16 protein-coding genes are annotated in these 17,329 nt (G+C 51.4%); 8 read left to right on the top strand and 8 right to left on the bottom strand.

Annotated elements, in window-relative coordinates; all coding sequences use genetic code 11:
• Positions 1-309: 309 nt before the first annotated feature.
• Together NDI52_RS20260 and cysE are read right to left on the bottom strand one after the other, a co-directional pair.
• Complete coding sequence (locus NDI52_RS20260; RefSeq protein WP_190775223.1) at positions 310-453, bottom strand: hypothetical protein; 144 nt, start codon at positions 451-453, stop codon at positions 310-312.
• 406 nt (positions 454-859) lie between these two features.
• Entirely contained in the window at positions 860-1,636 is a 777-nt protein-coding gene (gene cysE, locus NDI52_RS20255) for a serine O-acetyltransferase (protein WP_190775224.1), read from the bottom strand.
• Between the two features lie 600 nt (positions 1,637-2,236).
• Between cysE and NDI52_RS20250 the strand changes: the two genes are divergently transcribed.
• Both NDI52_RS20250 and NDI52_RS20245 read left to right on the top strand, forming a co-directional pair.
• A complete protein-coding gene (locus NDI52_RS20250; RefSeq protein ID WP_190775225.1) occupies positions 2,237-4,321 on the top strand; it encodes an NAD(P)H-quinone oxidoreductase subunit 5 in 2,085 nt (694 codons plus the stop codon).
• A gap of 144 nt (positions 4,322-4,465) precedes the next feature.
• Entirely contained in the window at positions 4,466-6,070 is a 1,605-nt protein-coding gene (locus NDI52_RS20245; protein ID WP_199307739.1) for an NAD(P)H-quinone oxidoreductase subunit 4, read from the top strand.
• Between the two features lie 205 nt (positions 6,071-6,275).
• Here the strand turns inward: NDI52_RS20245 and coaBC are convergent, their stop codons facing one another.
• The 3 genes from coaBC to NDI52_RS20230 form a co-directional block, all read right to left on the bottom strand.
• Positions 6,276-7,499 carry a bifunctional phosphopantothenoylcysteine decarboxylase/phosphopantothenate--cysteine ligase CoaBC gene (gene coaBC, locus NDI52_RS20240; protein ID WP_190775226.1) on the bottom strand — a complete coding sequence of 408 codons (1,224 nt, stop codon included), beginning with the start codon at positions 7,497-7,499 and terminating at the stop codon, positions 6,276-6,278.
• A gap of 2 nt (positions 7,500-7,501) precedes the next feature.
• Positions 7,502-7,999 carry a DUF411 domain-containing protein gene (locus NDI52_RS20235; RefSeq protein WP_190775227.1) on the bottom strand — a complete coding sequence of 166 codons (498 nt, stop codon included), beginning with the start codon at positions 7,997-7,999 and terminating at the stop codon, positions 7,502-7,504.
• Positions 8,000-8,116: 117 nt separating this feature from the next.
• Positions 8,117-9,691, bottom strand: a complete 1,575-nt coding sequence (locus tag NDI52_RS20230) for a photosystem II high light acclimation radical SAM protein (RefSeq protein ID WP_190775228.1) — start codon at positions 9,689-9,691, stop codon at positions 8,117-8,119.
• Positions 9,692-10,126: 435 nt separating this feature from the next.
• Between NDI52_RS20230 and NDI52_RS20225 the strand changes: the two genes are divergently transcribed.
• The 6 genes from NDI52_RS20225 (at position 10,127) to NDI52_RS20200 (ending at position 14,146) form a co-directional block, all read left to right on the top strand.
• Positions 10,127-10,477, top strand: coding sequence for a DUF1830 domain-containing protein (locus NDI52_RS20225; RefSeq protein ID WP_190775229.1), 351 nt, complete (start codon positions 10,127-10,129; stop codon positions 10,475-10,477).
• Between the two features lie 316 nt (positions 10,478-10,793).
• Positions 10,794-11,234 carry a DUF4079 family protein gene (locus NDI52_RS20220; protein ID WP_190775230.1) on the top strand — a complete coding sequence of 147 codons (441 nt, stop codon included), beginning with the start codon at positions 10,794-10,796 and terminating at the stop codon, positions 11,232-11,234.
• Positions 11,235-11,368: 134 nt separating this feature from the next.
• The gene (locus NDI52_RS20215; RefSeq protein ID WP_190775231.1) at positions 11,369-11,953 is read left to right on the top strand and encodes a hypothetical protein; all 585 of its coding nucleotides are present in this window, start codon (positions 11,369-11,371) and stop codon (positions 11,951-11,953) included.
• Complete coding sequence (locus NDI52_RS20210; protein ID WP_190775232.1) at positions 11,950-12,696, top strand: ATP-binding cassette domain-containing protein; 747 nt, start codon at positions 11,950-11,952, stop codon at positions 12,694-12,696. Before NDI52_RS20215 ends, NDI52_RS20210 begins: the two co-directional genes overlap by 4 nt.
• Before the next feature lie 162 nt (positions 12,697-12,858).
• On the top strand, positions 12,859-13,380 hold the full coding sequence (locus tag NDI52_RS20205) for a thylakoid membrane photosystem I accumulation factor (protein WP_199307747.1): 522 nt from the start codon (positions 12,859-12,861) through the stop codon (positions 13,378-13,380).
• Between the two features lie 523 nt (positions 13,381-13,903).
• A complete protein-coding gene (locus NDI52_RS20200) occupies positions 13,904-14,146 on the top strand; it encodes a KGG domain-containing protein (protein WP_190775234.1) in 243 nt (80 codons plus the stop codon).
• A gap of 216 nt (positions 14,147-14,362) precedes the next feature.
• On the opposite strand, the gene NDI52_RS20195 is transcribed toward NDI52_RS20200, so the two are convergent.
• The 3 genes from NDI52_RS20195 to NDI52_RS20185 form a co-directional block, all read right to left on the bottom strand.
• Positions 14,363-14,848 (bottom strand): hypothetical protein, encoded by a 486-nt coding sequence (locus NDI52_RS20195; RefSeq protein ID WP_190775235.1) that lies wholly within the window; start codon positions 14,846-14,848, stop codon positions 14,363-14,365.
• Positions 14,849-15,185: 337 nt separating this feature from the next.
• Positions 15,186-16,073 carry a CoA-binding protein gene (locus tag NDI52_RS20190; protein ID WP_190770821.1) on the bottom strand — a complete coding sequence of 296 codons (888 nt, stop codon included), beginning with the start codon at positions 16,071-16,073 and terminating at the stop codon, positions 15,186-15,188.
• Positions 16,074-16,091: 18 nt separating this feature from the next.
• Positions 16,092-17,240, bottom strand: a complete 1,149-nt coding sequence (locus tag NDI52_RS20185) for an ATP-grasp domain-containing protein (RefSeq protein WP_190770820.1) — start codon at positions 17,238-17,240, stop codon at positions 16,092-16,094.
• Between the last annotated feature and the right edge of the window lie 89 nt (positions 17,241-17,329).

Here is a 17,329-nt window from a genome sequence, read left to right as displayed (position 1 = left end):
TTACCCCCAGATTGTTGGTGCTTTGCCCGCGAAGCGGGCAAAGCACCAACATTCTGGGTAAATTCTTATGCAGAAACCTCCTAAAGGCAAGGACCTTTTCAAGGCGTGTCTAGCGTCTCCCTCGAAAAGGCCCTTAACCTGCACTGAGGTTATTTGAGGTCTTAAAAAAAAGCCAGACCTGATGGCCTGGAATGGATTAGTAGATAAATTTTAAATTTGGAAGTTATGCGATCGCTTCAGCCCAATGGGGGCATGACTGAAACTCCTTTCGCCTGAAGTACGGACTGGGGGACGGCAAGGCCAAACCCCTTACGAAATCCCTTTGCGCTTTAAGGATGCAATCATTTGTCGCTTAACTGCCACAGCCCACTGCTCAAACTCAGGCCCCTCATTGGGGGTCTGCATAGGAGACTGTGAAGAGGATTGCGCAGACTTTTCAGATTGACGATTCATAGAGCCATTTCCCACCTGAGAGCAACGAAGTAAAACGTCACAAAAAGCAATTAAATGTAGCAAAAGATACAAATTGCTTAATCTAATTATAGCCTTTTAGCTTTGAGTTTCCATGCGGTTTACATAAGATTTTTACAGTTTTAACTAATTCTAATCAGGTGTTTTTTTGAGATTTTTCCGAGAGATTTCAGCCTTAAGACAGTAGCGACTTCAAGCACTTTAAATCTGATCAAAACCTAAATTTATTGAGTAGGATTTATGCAGATTTGATGCAGTTAGTACGTTCTTATCAGGTGTAGTGTGTTGCACCCATCAAACCCAATAAAAATGCGGCAGTCCTATTAAGAAAAGAAGGGGGATCGATTGTTCAGCAATCGATCCCCCTCCTGGTGCTATGTCTAGAAGATTAGATTCCTGAACCGTTCAAGAACTCTTCAATGACGCGATCGCGCAAACGGCAAGACTCAGCTTCGGCTACTTTAGAAGCCTCTATCAACTCAGGTTGAGGATCATCCGAAACAGCAAGTGCCAACGCAGGTACACCAGCGCGAACGTCCTGTAGAGACGTTACTTGATTTTCTAGAGCCTCAATCCGATCGACTAGCATTCGAATGACTTGGGCCTCAGAGTCAGGTAAACTTCCATGCTCCAAAGGGTTCACACGGACACCAGAACGATACACGATGCGACCAGGCACGCCGACAACGGTGCAATCCGAGGGGACATCCCGCAGCACCACGGAACCAGCCCCAATCCGAACGTTATCGCCTACGGTGATATTGCCGAGCACCTTTGCCCCAGCACCGACGACAACGTTTTCTCCTAAGGTTGGGTGGCGTTTGCCACTTTGCTTACCCGTACCACCCAGGGTCACCCCCTGGTAGATCAGGGCGTAATCTCCGACGATCGCCGTTTCCCCAATAACGACCCCCATACCGTGATCAATGAAAACGCCCCGGCCGATGGTGGCACCAGGGTGGATTTCAATTCCGGTTAGAAATCGGGCTAGATGGGAAATCAGGCGTGGAATAAAGGGTAGGTGAAGCCGATTAAGAAAGTGGGCGAAGCGATAGAGCACCAGCGCTTGTAGCCCTGGATAGCAGACCAAAACTTCTAACCAGTTGCGGGCCGCAGGGTCACGATCAAAAATGATGCGAAAATCTTCAACCAGGGTTTTGAGCACGGGCTTATCCCTCGGGTCGGTGCAAGGACTCGAAATAAATTCATTTTTCATCTTACCGCCCACTGTGAATTCTCTGGATAACCCGACTGGGCGATGGTCATCGTCTCGAACCTGGATCTTGTTGTGTATGCTGCGCAAAGCACACCCTATACAACAAAAATGCCTTGAACTCTCGATGTAACTCGACAAAGCGGTAAGCCAAAGCCCTATTTAGGAAATGTGTGTAGCTCATTACTGCACACATTTCCTAAATAGTGTGAAGCAGAAGTATTGGGTTCTAAAACTATTTTTTCTCAAACGCTGATCATTTCTCTATAGATAAGGCCACAAACCTAGTTAAAACCTTAAATGTTGTCAAAGCTCGATCAGACTGTGTGACTCGGCACTATTGATACCATAGCTATCCGACACAATGCTGGAAGTATGAACACTACTACGTTTTCCCCTATCTGAATCTATAGATAAAGCCTGCTTTGGATAGGGATATGACGTTACCGAAGCTGTGCCAAAATGTAGACGGTTTTGTTGAATCAAATTAAGAAAATTGAAGTGGGCACCCTAACCCGACTTCATCGAAGTTGCAACAAGTAGAAACCCGCTATGGATTCCCTGTACCAATTAGCCTGGCTCATTCCCACCCTGCCACTAGCGGGTGCTATGGTGCTGGGTTTAGGACTTATCTCCTACGGAAAATTCACCTCAAAGTTGCGATCGCTCAGTTCCACGTTCATCGTCTCGTTGACGGGAACAGCGATGGTGCTCTCCTTTGCTCTCCTATGGAGCCAGATTCAAGGGCACCCAACCTTTACTCAATACATTGACTGGGCCTCCGCCGGAGACTTTCACCTGGCAATGGGTTATACCGTCGATCACCTGACCTCCCTCATGCTGGTGATCGTAACCACGGTAGCCTTCCTGGTGATGATCTACACTGACGGCTACATGGCCCATGACCCCGGCTATGTTCGGTTTTACGCATATCTCAGCCTATTCAGTTCCTCCATGCTGGGCCTGGTAGTTAGCCCTAACCTGGTTCAGGTTTATGTGTTTTGGGAACTAGTGGGGATGTGTTCCTACCTGCTGATCGGGTTCTGGTATGACCGTAAGGCCGCTGCCGATGCCTGCCAAAAAGCCTTTGTGACCAACCGAGTTGGTGACTTTGGTCTATTGCTCGGTATGCTGGCCCTCTATTGGGCAACGGGCAGCTTCGAGTTCAACGTGATTGGCGAACGCCTCGAAGAACTTGTCAGTAGCGGAGCCCTTAGTGCTGGATTAGCAGGCTTCTTTGCCATCCTGGTATTCCTAGGGCCAGTGGCGAAGTCGGCGCAGTTCCCCCTCCATGTGTGGCTGCCCGATGCGATGGAAGGTCCTACCCCCATCTCCGCCCTGATCCACGCCGCGACGATGGTGGCTGCTGGGGTCTTCCTGATCGCCCGTATGTTCCCCATGTTTGAAGCGCTTCCTGATGCCATGAATATTGTGGCTTGGACAGGCGCTTTCACAGCATTCCTGGGAGCAAGCATTGCTATCACGCAAAACGATATTAAGAAGGGCTTGGCCTACTCCACCATGTCTCAGCTGGGCTACATGGTCATGGCGATGGGAGCTGGTGCCTATGGGGCTGGTCTGTTCCACCTGATGACCCACGCCTACTTTAAGGCGATGCTGTTCCTGGGTTCCGGTTCCGTGATTCACGGGATGGAGGGGGTCGTCGGCCACGACGCTACCTACGCTCAAGACATGCGACTGATGGGCGGCTTGCGGAAGTATATGCCCATCACGGCCATTACCTTCCTGATTGGTACCCTCGCCATCAGTGGGATTCCTCCCTTCGCCGGTTTCTGGTCGAAGGACGAGATCCTCGGCGCTACTTTCCATGTCAACCCGGGTCTGTGGGCAGTCGGTTATCTGACCGCTGGTGTTACCGCGTTCTATATGTTCCGGATGTACCTCATGACCTTTGAGGGGCCATTTCGGGGTAAGGATGGCGATGTCAAGCGGATGCTGAAGGCTGAGAAGCTGCAGCGTATGGGCCTGGCCTTTGGTCCCGGCGCTATGAACCCTCAAGAGCTGACGGCTGAGTACCCCTCAGAAGAAGCCGATCATCACGATGAGCATCACAGTGATTCACCCCACGAGTCGCCCATCACGATGACCCTGCCACTCGTAATCCTGGCGATTCCCTCCATCCTGATCGGTTTCGTTGGAACACCATTCGGTAACTACTTTGAAGCCTTCATTCACCCACCTGGTGAGGTGGTGGAAGCGGTGACCTCCTTTGGGATACCCGAAGATTTCGAGTGGGGCGAGTTCCTGACGATGGGTGGAAGCTCAGTGGGTATTGCCTTAATTGGGATTAGCCTGGCGGTGCTGATGTACTCGCGCCATGTGATCGATCCGGGGGCGATCGCCCAAAAGATCCCCGCTCTCTACCGTCTCTCCCTTAACAAGTGGTACATCGACGATATTTACGAAGTGCTGTTTGTCCAGGGGAGCCGTCGTCTGGCCAAGCAAGTGCTGGAAGTAGACGTACGGATCGTGGATGGGGTAGTAAACCTGACGGGCTTCGTTACCCTGGTGACCGGGGAAGCACTGAAGTACCTGGAAAATGGCCGAGTTCAATTCTATGCCCTAATTGTGTTTGGGGCTGTTTTGGGCCTGGTACTGGTTTCAGGAGTGACCTGATGTAAATCCATCAGGGCTATGGGGAGATGGTTGCTCTTTGTAGGGCACGTATCATTGCGCCATCTCCCTTTTCCCTCGGGCTTAGCGGCTTGTCCGCAACTTCGATAAAGCCTTAATAGAAATCCTCTTGATACGAGAAGCCCAATGAATATTGATACATTTCCCTTCTTAACAACCGTTATTCTGCTGCCCGTTGTGGCATCGCTGATTGTCCCCTTCATTCCCGACAAGGATGGCAAAACCGTCCGCTGGTTCGCTCTGATCATCGGTTTGGTAGACTTTGCCATTCTGGTTTACGGCTTTTTCAACCGCTACAACCCGTCTATTTCGGGGATGCAGATGGTGGAAAGCTACACGTGGCTGCCCGAGATTGATTTGAGATGGTCGGTAGCGGCTGATGGCTTGTCCATGCCACTGATCCTGCTAACCTCCTTCATCAGCACGCTGGCAATCCTGGCATCCTGGCCCGTCACTCTGAAGCCGAAGCTGTTCTACTTCCTGATGCTGGCGATGTACGGTGGTCAGATTGCGGTGTTCGCAGTTCAGGATATGCTGCTGTTCTTCCTGGTATGGGAGTTAGAGCTGATCCCCGTTTACCTGTTACTCTCCATCTGGGGCGGGAAGAAGCGCCTGTATGCGGCAACCAAGTTTATTCTCTATACCGCTGGTGGCTCCCTGTTCATTCTGGTCGCAGCCCTGGCGATGGCCTTCTATGGCGATACCGTCTCCTTCGACATGCAGACCTTGATGGCGAAGGACTATCCACTGAAGTTTCAACTTCTGGTCTACGCAGGTTTCCTGGTCGCCTATGGCGTCAAGTTACCGATTTTTCCGCTTCACACCTGGTTGCCTGATGCCCACGGTGAAGCTACGGCCCCGGTACACATGTTGCTGGCTGGAATTCTGTTGAAGATGGGCGGCTATGCCCTGATTCGCATGAACGTGCAGATGTTACCCGATGCCCATGTGTACTTCGCGCCCATCCTCGTAATTCTGGGGGTCGTCAACATCATTTATGCCGCCCTCACCTCCTTCGCTCAGCGCAACCTGAAGCGGAAGATTGCTTACTCATCTATCTCCCACATGGGCTTTGTGCTGATCGGGATTGCCTCCTTCACGGATTTGGGTCTGAGCGGTGCGATGCTGCAAATGGTGTCTCACGGTTTGATTGGAGCCAGTCTATTCTTCCTGGTGGGGGCAACCTACGATCGCACTCACACCCTAATCCTGGATGAAATGGGTGGTGTTGGCCGCAAGATGCCGCGCATCTTTGCCATGTTTACCACCTGTTCGCTGGCATCCCTGGCGCTACCCGGCATGAGCGGCTTCATTGCTGAACTGATGGTTTTTGTAGGTTTTGCGTCCAGCCCAGCCTACGATACGACCTTCAAGGTCATCATGATTATCCTGGCGGCGGTTGGAGTGATTCTGACTCCCATCTATCTGCTGTCGATGCTGCGGGAAATCTTCTACGGCCCTGAAAACAAGGAATTGGTAGAGCATGAAGTGCTGATCGATGCCGAACCCCGCGAAGTGTTCATCATCGCGTCGCTACTGATTCCCATCATCGGAATTGGCTTTTATCCCAAGCTACTGACCCAACTTTACGATTCCACCGCAACGCAGATTACAGTCATGTTGCAGGAAACCTTTGCAAGTACTCCGGGTCGAGAGCTTGCAGATACTACCAAGCCTGCTGAAATCTCCAGTGCAGAGCCTATGAGGGCTCCGGTTTTAGGCCAGTCCTAATTCCTGACCCAGTTCTGAAAAAACTCCGGCAATCCTTATCGGATTTGCCGGAGTTTTCTTTAACCTCAATTTGGGATAAGCTGAACCACCTATTTTTGCGTGCGCGACGCGCATGCAAAAATGAAAGATTACCATCACAGGCACAAATGGCCTGCCCAACCCACCCCTACGTTCTGTGCAGCCTCATATTAGTTGACTATCCGTTTTACGGAAGGCTTAAAACGAAATCGTACAGGGTGTGGGCCAGTTGGAGTTTGCTACTAAGGGGAACAACCTGTTGGCGACCGCTAGCATCCAGCAGAACGGCTTGATTGCGATCGCTCCCAAATCCCCCCTCTCCTAGATCGACAGGGTTAGCAGCGATCGCATCCAACTTCTTGCGCTTCAACTTATCCAGAGCCGGCGGCACGATATCACCCGTCTGAGCGGCGAATCCGATCAATCTTTGGTGGGGTAAACGGTGAGCTCCCAAGTCTGCGGCAATATCGGGCACAGGAGCCAGTGGCAAAGCTTCCGGGATTTCAGCTTTCGGTAGTTTGTGGACAGAGTAAGTAGCTGGTTTCATATCCGCGACGGCAGCGGCTAGCACAATCCAGTCGGCATCCGGTTGATGCTCCAGCATGGCACAGTGCATTTCGGCAGCGCTAGAGGTGGCAATCCGCCGTGCCCCTTGAACAGGTTGCAACAAGCTCGGCTCCATGGGGCTATGGACGAGGGTGACACGGGCTCCCCGGTGCAATGCAGCCTGAGCTAAAGCAACACCCATCTTGCCGGTGGAAGGGTTGCCGATGAAGCGTACGGGATCGAGGTGTTCTCGGGTGCCTCCCGTGTTGATGAGCAGATGCTTTCCAGTGAGATCGCGATCGCCCCTCGTATACAGCAACGACTCCAATGCTGATAGAAGCTCAGCGGGTTCAGCCATACGACCTGAACCGACGCGATCGCACGCCAAAATTCCCTCGCCCGGATTTAAGGAGTGGTAGCGGCGATCCTCCTGCACTAACGTCCAGTTACGCTGCACCGAATGTTGCTGCCACATATCCGTGTTCATGGCGGGGGCTAACAGCACGGGGCAGGTAGAAGCCAACACTACGTTAGTCAGCAGGTTATCGGCCAAGCCATAGGCCAGCTTGCCCAGAGTGTTGGCAGTAAGGGGGGCGATCGCCATGACCTCAGCCCATTCCCCCAGTTCAATGTGTAAAGGGCGATGGTGGATGGGCCGCCAGAAATCGGCATCGGTATAGGCCGGATGTCGGGCCAAGGTTGCCATTGTCAGGGGTGTGATAAACTGCTGCGCGCCTTCCGTCAGCACCACGCGCACTTCAGCCCCAGCTTTCGCGAGTGTTGAAACCACTTCGCAGACTTTATACGCTGCAATACCTCCCCCAACGCCGATCAGAATCCGTCGACCCTGCACCCCCTCGACCATACCTAGACTCCTTCGGGATAATCCTGAAACACTTCTACCGTGCCGTCTTTTGTAAAGGTGACGACAGAGAAGGGGTCGCTCGGTTCACCATCGTCGGATTCCATACCTGGAGAACCCATCGGCATACCGGGCACGGCAATTCCAGCGACCGCAGGCCGTTCAGCTAGCAGGCGTTGTAGATCCGCTACGGGAACATGGCCCTCGACCAGGTAGCCATCGACCACAGCCGTATGGCAAGAGGATGCGGCTTCGGGAACACCCAACTCCTCCTTCTTGGCGTCCATGTCATCAACAAAATGATCGTCAATCTCAAATCCGGCGGCTTGCACCTGCTCCATCCACTTCCCGCAGCAGCTACAGTTTTCGCTGCGATAGATCGTCATCGGGTGAGTTGCTGCGCCAGAAGTTGCCTCAGCCAGGGCAATAGGGGTGTTGAAACCGAAGAGGAGGGCGATCGCCCACAGTCCCATGACCCACTTAATCCACACTGATCTCGCCATCAGAACACCGATCCCTCAAGGCTATGATTCAACTTCTCCAGCTTAGCTAAATCCGCAAGCAGACACCCGGTGTTTCTTAGAAACACCGGGTGTCTTGTATCTCACAATTGGAGGAGGTTAGTTGGGTTGGGCGATCGCCAACTTTTGCTTTTCTGGCTCGATGGGAGCGGAGAGCGCTTCCTCTAGCGGCGCACGACCCAAACGATTTTCAAGAATGCGCATCACTTCGCGGCCAAAATCATTGGGGTTGCTGCGCCAGGCTTCCAAACAGACCTCCCCGAAGAACGCCCCCAAGGGTTCGGGATTCCACAGGAGCTTTTTCGCCGTCCAGGGCATCAGGCTCATGGGGTCGTAGTCGGGCTTCAGGATTTCCTTTTGAAGCGCATACTCCTCGAGGTGCGTGTGAGGTTGCAGGCCGATGAAGAAGATAGCAGGTTCCACTTTGTCTGCCCCAAAGATGGCCTCAAGTTCTCGGTGATAGGCGATCGTTTGACGGATGGTGTCAAACGTTTCATCAATCACATTAAAGGAGTAGTTGACGGACACCAAGTCATTGAACCCAGCCGTCTTCAAATCGCGGCAATTCTGCAACACGGTACGCAGGTTGTACCCCATGCGCATTTTTCGCACCAGCTCTTGTGAGCCGCTAGTAATGCCGATTTCGAAGTAATTCATGCCAGTTTGGACCATCAGGTCGCACAGGCGTGGGTTCAGGTTATCAGCACGAATATAAGCGGCCCAGTGAATGTCGGTCATACCGGCATCCACAATTTTTTTCAGCAATTCCTCCACATCATCCATAAAGCGACGGGCAGGAATAAATTGGGCATCCGTAAACCAAAAGTTGCGAACGCCGCGATTGTAAAGTTGGCGCATCTCAGCCACCACTTCATCGGCAGGATTAATCCGTACCTGCTTGCCTTCCACAACGGTGTACACGCAGTAGCAGCAATTGTGGGGACAGCCCCGCTTCGTTTGTACACCAACGTAGAAATCGAGATCTTGCAGGTAATAGTTAAATTCTGGCCAGATGCTATCGATGTAGTCGTAGTTGCAGGCGGTCTTTTCTAAGGGAGTGGGGCTTTCGTGAATGAGGCGATCGCGCGGCTCTGCTTCTCCCACCACATAACAGCGCTGGTCCGAGAAATCTTCACCCCGCAGCAATTTTTCCAACAGCAGCTCACCCTCGCCTACCGACACTACTGTTCCCGGCGGCAGCGACGAACCCAACTGCTTGTAAAACACACTGACTGCACCGCCGCCCACTACCGTAGTTACCTCTTTCTGATAACGACGAGCACGACGAATTCCTTGCTTAATCAAATCTGCATTACGCCACAGCTCCCCGTAGTAGGCCGTCATGACCCGCATCCCGCGAAACGCACCCCGTAACTTCACCAGGGGATTACGGGCATAAAACACCTCAAAGGCGTTTTGCAGAGGATTTCCACCTCGGCCCCCTACCGGAGCATAAATTTGGATATCTCGCCACGAGAATACTAGGTGGGTAGGCTTAAACTCATCAATACAAAGGTCTAAGGCCTTCTTAAAATCGAGTGGGGGTACCGTCCCAAAGTCAAAGATTCGCTGCACCGCATCCGGAAACATCTTATGGACGTGGTCAGCCAGATAGACGACCCCAATGGGGAAAATAGGGTTACAGGGAAGCCGGACGTAGAGGATGCGATTCATCGCGAAAGATTATGACGGTTCTGAGGGCGGTTAATATATCTTCACCATAACACCGTCTGCCAGAGCCGGGAATTCTGAACAAGCTGATTCCCTATTTCCTCAACCTATACTTTTTAGAGAAGCAACAGCCCCCGTTTTAATCGAGTTTCTACAAAGCATTAGTTCGGACAGTTTTTCTGAAACCATTGATTTTGCGTGCGCTTCGCGCACGCAAAATCAATGGTTTCAGAAAAACTGTCCAGAGTATTGACAAAGGATAGAGACGATCAGCACATCTCTCAAAAGGCTTGATCTATATTGCTCCCAGCGGTAGAGCCTGTCATGATCCCAAACCCTTCTTTTGATACTGAGAGATGGTAGTCGAGTTTACAACGTTCAATATAGGGGGGTGTTAGCGTTGATCTGTCATTTTTAAACGAAATTCACTCCTCAGCTATGGCGCAAATTTTTGATCCCATTCCATCAGATAACGCAAGCTGCATCCTATGCTGCTACGTTAACGCCACCAGCAAAATCCAAATTGCCCGTGTCACAAATGTAGCGAATTGGTATTTTGAACGGGTGGTTTTTCCGGGACAGCGACTAATTTTTGAAGCCCTTCCGGAAGCATTGCTGGAAATCCACACTGGCATGATGGCGAGTGCAATTTTATCAGATACAATCCCCTGCGAACGGCTGCGTATTGAAGCTGAATTAGATGCAGCCTTAGCCGTTGAGGGGGAGGCTGGGGGGCACCCGGAGTCTAGCTTTCAGCGGGAGTCCTTAACCGCAGGTATTGCTGAATAGTTCTTTCTGCAACGCGAGCAAAGGTAACCTATATCTTATATTTCTGTTGCATTTCAGATACTGTTTTTAGTACCGCTTTTAGTAATTTTCTCCCTTCGTTCATTCATCTCAAACAGCAATTTCGATACGGCTACGGCATAGCATACGATTAAGGAAAAACGTCACGTTTTAAGGGCTACCTTAGTAACGAACGTCACCCACAAGATTAACCCCAGGCTTTCCTTGAGAAGAACGGTTTATCTGTTTTTTCTTAAAATGCCTGGGGTTTATTGCATTCCGGCATAATAGAAGCAAGTTTTCCCAGGGAATCAATTCTGTGGATCTTCCTTCTTTCTTGTGGTTGTGGCGTATCGCGGCCTGGTCGATGGGGCTATCGCTGTTGTTCTACGGATTGCTAGCCTTTTCCGGCATCAGGATGCGCTCTTACCGGCAAAGGATTCGTTCTTATGATGCATGGCTGAGGCCATTTCATATTCTCTCTGGAATCGTGTTATTGGCTCTGGTGCTGGGGTTGCTGGCGATCGGAATTGTTGGCACATTAGGGGAGTATGGAACCTTGGGGCACTCGGCTCATCTACCCATCGGTTTGCTGGTCGTGGGGTTGACGTTGCTTTCGGCCTGGAGCGCGACTCGCATTGGTTTAGGGGAACCGGGCGCGCGATCGCTCCACATCACCATTAACCTCACCCTTCTGCTCGGTTTCCTCTTCGTACTTGCCACCGGCTGGAGCGTCGTTCAAAAATATCTTCCCGAATAGCAGCATGACGAAGGCGTTGGCATAAAAAACAGTTGAGTACGGTATGTGAAACACACTCCATTCAACTTCATGGAAGGTTTCACTTACAGTAAAGGGCAGAGCGATTTTCCTGGGACGGTAACACAAACCCCGTTATGACTACCCCTTCAACCCCATCTCCAAACATCCCGACCTTTCCTCTGACCTTCCGTCTATCTCCCCTTGTTCGCATTACCTTATTGCTGCTGTACCTGGCGCTAACGGTACCCTTGCCATTTCTGGCGAGTGTCACACAGGCTCCTGTACCGCCTACCCTGTTAACCATTGGTTTAGGGCTTGGGTTTGTTGCGCTGTATGCCACCCTAAGTGAGCGGGTCGTGCTAGGTGCAGACGCTATTCAGGTGGTCTATCCAGTTTGGGTACCACGCTTTTGGCGAAAAGGGTGGGTGTTGCCCTGGCAGGATATTAAAGCCTTGAAACCCAAAACAACGGGGCAGGGCGGGCTTATCTATTACTTTGTGACCCATGCTGGGGAAGCACGCTTGCTGCCCATGCGCGTTGCCGGGTTTGCACGACTGGTGGAAGCGGTGCAAGCCAAAACGGGCATTGACACGCGAGATGTGCGGCCCCTTGCCCAACCGTGGATGTATCTTATTCTGCTCGGGTTCACACTGCTGCTGTTGTTAATTGATGCCTGGACAATCTGGACTGCATTCCACCTGGGAGGGCTAGCCGTTTGAACGGGGCTACGATACAGCTTGAGGGAGTGAGTCTTCAGACATCCATTGGACATCAAACCATCCTGCATGATATTTCGCTAACGGTGGAAGGGGGCGATCGCCTCGCCATCGTTGGCCCTTCGGGAGCCGGAAAAACACACCTGCTCCGGCTGTTTAACCGCCTCAGCGAACCGACTACAGGCCATATCTTCTATAACGGGCGGGATATTCGTCGCATTCCCGTGATTGATCTGCGCCGTCGCGTAGCCCTGGTGTTGCAGGAATCACGATTGCTTGGCATGACCGTTGCTGATGCGCTACGGTATCCGCTTCAATTGCAGCGGATGCCATCTTTAGAAATCAAACAACGCCTCGATACCTGGGTTGAACGAATGCGTTTGCCAGGAGAATGGTTGGAATCGACGGAAAAAGAACTGTCTGTCGGGCAACGGCAGTGGGTGGCGATCGCCCGTGCCCTGATCCAGCACCCCGATGTTCTCTTATTGGATGAACCCACCTCTGCTCTAGATCTGGGCCGAGGAGAAGCTTTAATGAATCTCTTGCAGAACCTGAGCCATGAAGGTCTAACGATCCTGCTGGTCACCCATCAGCTAGAACTGGCAGCCCAGGGTAGTAATCGAGTGTTGTACCTGAAACAGGGACACGTAGCCTGGCAAAGCCCGACCCATCAAGTGGATTGGGTCGCACTGCGACAAGATCTGGTAGCTACCGAGCAGCAACAGGCCGATGAATGGGGCGAATAATTGCCCGTACCAATGAGCACCAGAGTGTCCCCAAATATTACACAATGAAACAGGACATTACGTGGGAGAAAAGTCATGCAAGGGTTTGAGGGGCTATGGCCTGCGATCGCACAGCGGGTGCGCGAACTAGGCCGGAGGCTAGTGTGCGGCGTTGCCGTACCCATGGGAGTCGCCCTGCTGCTCATCTTCGGCTTGGCATCCCCCGCTAGCGCCGGCCTGACGGATGACCACTACGACGGAAACATCTTTCCTCTGTATGGCGGGAATGGCTACCTGGTACCGCCTCGCGTTACCCTGGCACAATCCTTAGGTCGGGGCACTCCGGCAGTAGTCGTGTTTTACATGGATGACAGTAGTGACAGCAAACAATTTACTACCGTTGTCAGTACGATTGATGCGTTTTACGGTCGGAATCTCAACATCATTCCTATCTCGGTTGATGCGATTCCTGTGAAGGATAAGTACGAAAAGAATGAGGTTGGTTATTACTACAAGGGGTACGTTCCCCAAACCGTCATTTTTGACCAGGAGGGTAAAGTCGTCTTTGACGAAACAGGCGTTGTGCCCTACGAAAATATTGACGACGCCCTACGAGTTGTTTTTGACCTATTACCTCGATCTGAATCTGTTCAACTAAGACGTCGCGTTGTAAACGAGCTGAACACTGAATTGGTGCCTCAATAATATCGTTTCATTAAAAATCTGATATCTACAAAGAAGGGAGTTACATCATGTGTAACCCCCTTCTTTGTAGATATCAGATTTTTATAACTATTTATAACAGAGCAAATTTGAACGAACAGAATAAGTTTTTAGAAATGACAGAATCATTGAGCTTTGTATCCAGGGTAATTCTATAGTTCCAACTCCGAAGAGGAACAAGTATCCCATCTAATCGAATCAAGAATCAAAACCCAGAATGGGCTTGTTGCAAGATATAAAGTACATTCGAGGTTCAACTTTGGGGCTGTGTACCCAAGACTCGTATTATCTCGTATCTGAAGAGAAAATGTTCTTTTAAATCATTGGAGGAAACGATTTTTCTAACACAGGAAAAAGCTAGGAAACTATACATTTCGTCTTTGCTCAGTTCTGGCTTTCGACAGAGATGCGATTGTGAGGAATCTATTTAACTAAAAGTAAGCCTACAAATAGCTATTCGTATAGCTTTTTGAACTGAATGTAAGTGAAGAGGAGATAACATCCTATGGGTACTGATCAACGGGGATTTGCTTCCATGGACCCTGAGAAGCAAAAGGAAATTGCCAGCAAAGGCGGTAAAGTTGCTCACGAAAAAGGAACTGCCCACGAGTTTACTTCCGAGGAAGCTCGGGAGGCAGGTCGCAAGGGTGGTGAAAAAGTCAGCCAAAACCGTGAGCACATGTCTCGAATTGGCCGCAAGGGCGGTGAAAACAGCCACGGTGGTGGTGATAAGAAAAAGAAGAGCTAGCGCGCTCTGAGAAAACCCCTGTGAATATCCTCACAATTGGGGGCGATCGCGCGATTAAATCTAACTCGATTTAAGCAACTGATTGCCCCCCTTTATTTAACTTGTTTATCGATAAACTCATAGCCATTTCTAAGAGGAGAAGGCGGGTGTGAAGCACCGGCCTTCTCCTCTTAGAAATAGTTGTAGCTATAGCCTTCATACTTCACGTATTGGCGGTTAAGGGACATCAACCCATTCTCCACTGAGAAGCTCAAAGGCTCGATCGTATTCATCTTTGGGTAAGGCAATGGGAAAAGGATAGGAACGAAAATAGGCTAGGGCGGTATTTCCTTTACCTGCTGTGAGGCTGGTACGTGTTGCCTCCCAAACTGATTGTTCCAAACGTGTTTGGGCCTGCTGCCTAGCATTCTCAGGTAATTGCCAGATGGCAGCCTGACACGCCATCAAGGCCCGGCTGATGAGTTGGGTGCAAACCCGTTCTTTCCGTTCTCGCAGGCAGATACCAACGGGAGAGTCGTAAACGATTAAGCGGCCAGAGCTGGCCCACAATTCAAAGACAATGACAGGACAGTCTTCATAGGAGTAAGCCTGGGCAAGGCAAGGCAACGCCGTTGCTAAGTATTCATCAACGGCTTCCGAGTACCTATCCCACCCAACATCCGTTGTGGCGCTGTGTCTGGATTCATCGTGATTCCATTCCATAGAACGTCTTCACAAGCAGATCTGTAGGTGGCTACAAATTGGTGCCGCACCATTCCGTAAAACAGTGTAAACATCATTCTCATAACTCAGGATCTCACAGGTTTTGATGATGGGGGTTGCGGCACAATCCATGGTCATCGCCAGAGCATTAGACCTTCTGCATGAATAGACCTCCTGTGTGAATCGCTGCGCGGCTTCGCCGCGCAGCGATTCACACAGGAGGTCTATTCAACTTAGGAGGTTTCTGCATAAGAATTTACCCAGAATGTTGGTGCTTTGCCCGCGAAGCGGGCAAAGCACCAACATTCTGGGGGTAATTTCATTACTGGAAATCTCCTTAGCCGAGATTAGAAATAAGTCGAGGGATATCCGAAGGGCGCTTACCAAGGGGGATCCCAGCCGCTTTAAAGGCAGCAATTTTGCTATCCGCCGTGCCGATCGCATCCTCCCAGCCACTAAGACGCGCGGCAATCACAGCTCCGGCATGGCCCAAGGGCTGATCAGCCGGAGCCGTACGGCCTGCCAGGTAAGCCACTACAGGCTTATCAATGGTTTCGCTGATGTACCGAGCAGCGGCTTCTTCACTATCACCGCCAATGCTGCCGATGAGAACGATCGCCTCCGTACGATCGTCCTCCTCCAAAATTTGCAGCCATTGTTGGAAAGAGGAGCCAGTCACGCGATCGCCCCCAATTCCCACCACCATTGACTGGCCCAGACCGGCCTGGGTTAGTTGCAGGGCGACTTCGTAGGTCAGACTTCCACTGCGGCTAATAATCCCAACCGAACCAGGTGTGTAGAACTCGGTCGGGTGTGTTCCCAGGAGCACTTCACCCGGAACAATGATGCCAGGGCTATTGGGGCCAACCACCAGGGTTTCGGTTTGCTGAGCTTTGCGTAATAGCCGCACCATATCCAGCGGTGGCACCCCTTCCGTAATGATGATAATTTGGCGGATGCCAGCAGCAATTGCTTCCAACGCCCCATCTAATACTTCATAAGGGGGCAAAAAGATAACCGTCGTGGTGACAGGCCCGACCTTACCCAGCGCCTCATCTACCATGTCAAACACGGGGATGCCGCTGAGGGAAGTACCACTATGCCCGGAGTCTACCCCTGCCATAATGTGAGTTCCAGAGGCAGCCATCAAAGGGGTATATAACGACCCCAGGGGATTGGTAATGCCTTGAATTAAGACGTTGCTACTGGCTAACAGTCGGCGCATAGATGAATAACAGGGAAATTAACTGGCCTTGGGACGGGTGAGGTCAACAGCATGGGCGATCGCCGCATCCAAATCAGAAAACACGGGTACTCCCTGCACCTCCAGTAACGCTTTGGCAGAATCATACTCTGCTCCAGCCAGACGGACGACGAGGGGGCAACGGGGACGATCGCGACGGCGCAGGTAGGTGGCGATCGCCTGCCCTACCTCCTGGCAGGATGAAGTACCGCTGAGTAAGTTCAGCAATAGCACCTTCACGTTGACCTCGGTTGGCAAAGCTGCCAATCCTTGAGTTAGCCGTTCTCCGAGGGAAAAGCTGGAACAACTGAAAGACGCTTCACCCCCTAAATTAAGAGCAAACGCAGGCCGACCACTGGCTTGAAATACCATATCGAGAGTAGCCATTGCCAGCCCTGCCCCGTTGCAGACAATTCCCAGGCTGCCTTCTAACTCCACCAAGCTCATGCCACAGGGAAGATCGATAGGAGCGGGGTTACGGCTGTTTTGGGGTTGCAGTTGCAGAGCATTCAGCTCGGGATGGCGTGCTAAGGCATCGTCATTCACGGTCACCTTGCCGTCTAGAGCCATCACTTCCCCTTCAACACTGACTCCAAGGGGATTAATCTCCAACAAATCCAGGTCTTTCTGAGCAAATAGGGTGTACATCTTCTCCAGTACATCGCTGACGACCCGGATGAGTTGGCCCTGAAGCCCCATCAACAAGGTCAAGCGTCGTGCGTAAAAGGGCGAAAATTCCTGATCAACGACCACCTGCTGCATCGCCGCCATTACAGCTTCGACATTGATCCCACCTTCCCCAGAACCGAGCAGAACCGGACGACCCAGGGTTTGATCGAGTACCACTGCCAGGTAGAGTTCGCGATGGGGCTGGTATCGAGCCTCAGCCAACAGTACATCGGGGTATTGGTCTTGAATCGGCAAGTTAAAGATGATTTGGGCAGCGGCGATCGCATCAATCGTATTTTCCACAAAGCGAATGCCCCCGGCCTTGGCCCGCTCGCCCGCATAGACCTGCGATTTCAAAACCACCGGGTAGGGAACGCGTAACCCTTTAATGTCTTGCAATGAATCAATCCGTTGGGACGGCAACACAGGGATGCCAACCTGACGAAACAGTTCTTTGGCTTGGTACTCCAGCAAATTCATAGGCGTGAGGAGAGGTCGCAGTGCTGGGATAACGCCCAGGGGTGCGAACGATCGAGTGTACAATATCCAATCCCTCACTATACCGGGAA

Origin of the sequence: Leptolyngbya sp. PL-A3, from assembly GCF_039962325.1 — a bacterium.
Classification (GTDB): Bacteria; Cyanobacteriota; Cyanobacteriia; order Elainellales; family Elainellaceae; genus Vacuolonema.
Note: the sequence above shows the minus strand (reverse complement) of the source record. Positions and strands in the feature narration are given on the sequence as shown.

Coding starts and splice junctions, on each gene's coding strand:
- NDI52_RS20260 (WP_190775223.1), bottom strand. CDS start 453: ATGAATCGTCAATCTGAAAAGTCTGCGCAATCCTCTTCACAGTCTCCT.
- NDI52_RS20250 (WP_190775225.1), top strand. CDS start 2,237: ATGGATTCCCTGTACCAATTAGCCTGGCTCATTCCCACCCTGCCACTA.
- NDI52_RS20245 (WP_199307739.1), top strand. CDS start 4,466: ATGAATATTGATACATTTCCCTTCTTAACAACCGTTATTCTGCTGCCC.
- coaBC (WP_190775226.1), bottom strand. CDS start 7,499: ATGGTCGAGGGGGTGCAGGGTCGACGGATTCTGATCGGCGTTGGGGGA.
- NDI52_RS20235 (WP_190775227.1), bottom strand. CDS start 7,999: ATGGCGAGATCAGTGTGGATTAAGTGGGTCATGGGACTGTGGGCGATC.
- NDI52_RS20230 (WP_190775228.1), bottom strand. CDS start 9,691: ATGAATCGCATCCTCTACGTCCGGCTTCCCTGTAACCCTATTTTCCCC.
- NDI52_RS20225 (WP_190775229.1), top strand. CDS start 10,127: ATGGCGCAAATTTTTGATCCCATTCCATCAGATAACGCAAGCTGCATC.
- NDI52_RS20215 (WP_190775231.1), top strand. CDS start 11,369: ATGACTACCCCTTCAACCCCATCTCCAAACATCCCGACCTTTCCTCTG.
- NDI52_RS20205 (WP_199307747.1), top strand. CDS start 12,859: ATGGGAGTCGCCCTGCTGCTCATCTTCGGCTTGGCATCCCCCGCTAGC.
- NDI52_RS20200 (WP_190775234.1), top strand. CDS start 13,904: ATGGGTACTGATCAACGGGGATTTGCTTCCATGGACCCTGAGAAGCAA.
- NDI52_RS20195 (WP_190775235.1), bottom strand. CDS start 14,848: ATGGAATGGAATCACGATGAATCCAGACACAGCGCCACAACGGATGTT.
- NDI52_RS20190 (WP_190770821.1), bottom strand. CDS start 16,073: ATGCGCCGACTGTTAGCCAGTAGCAACGTCTTAATTCAAGGCATTACC.
- NDI52_RS20185 (WP_190770820.1), bottom strand. CDS start 17,240: ATGAATTTGCTGGAGTACCAAGCCAAAGAACTGTTTCGTCAGGTTGGC.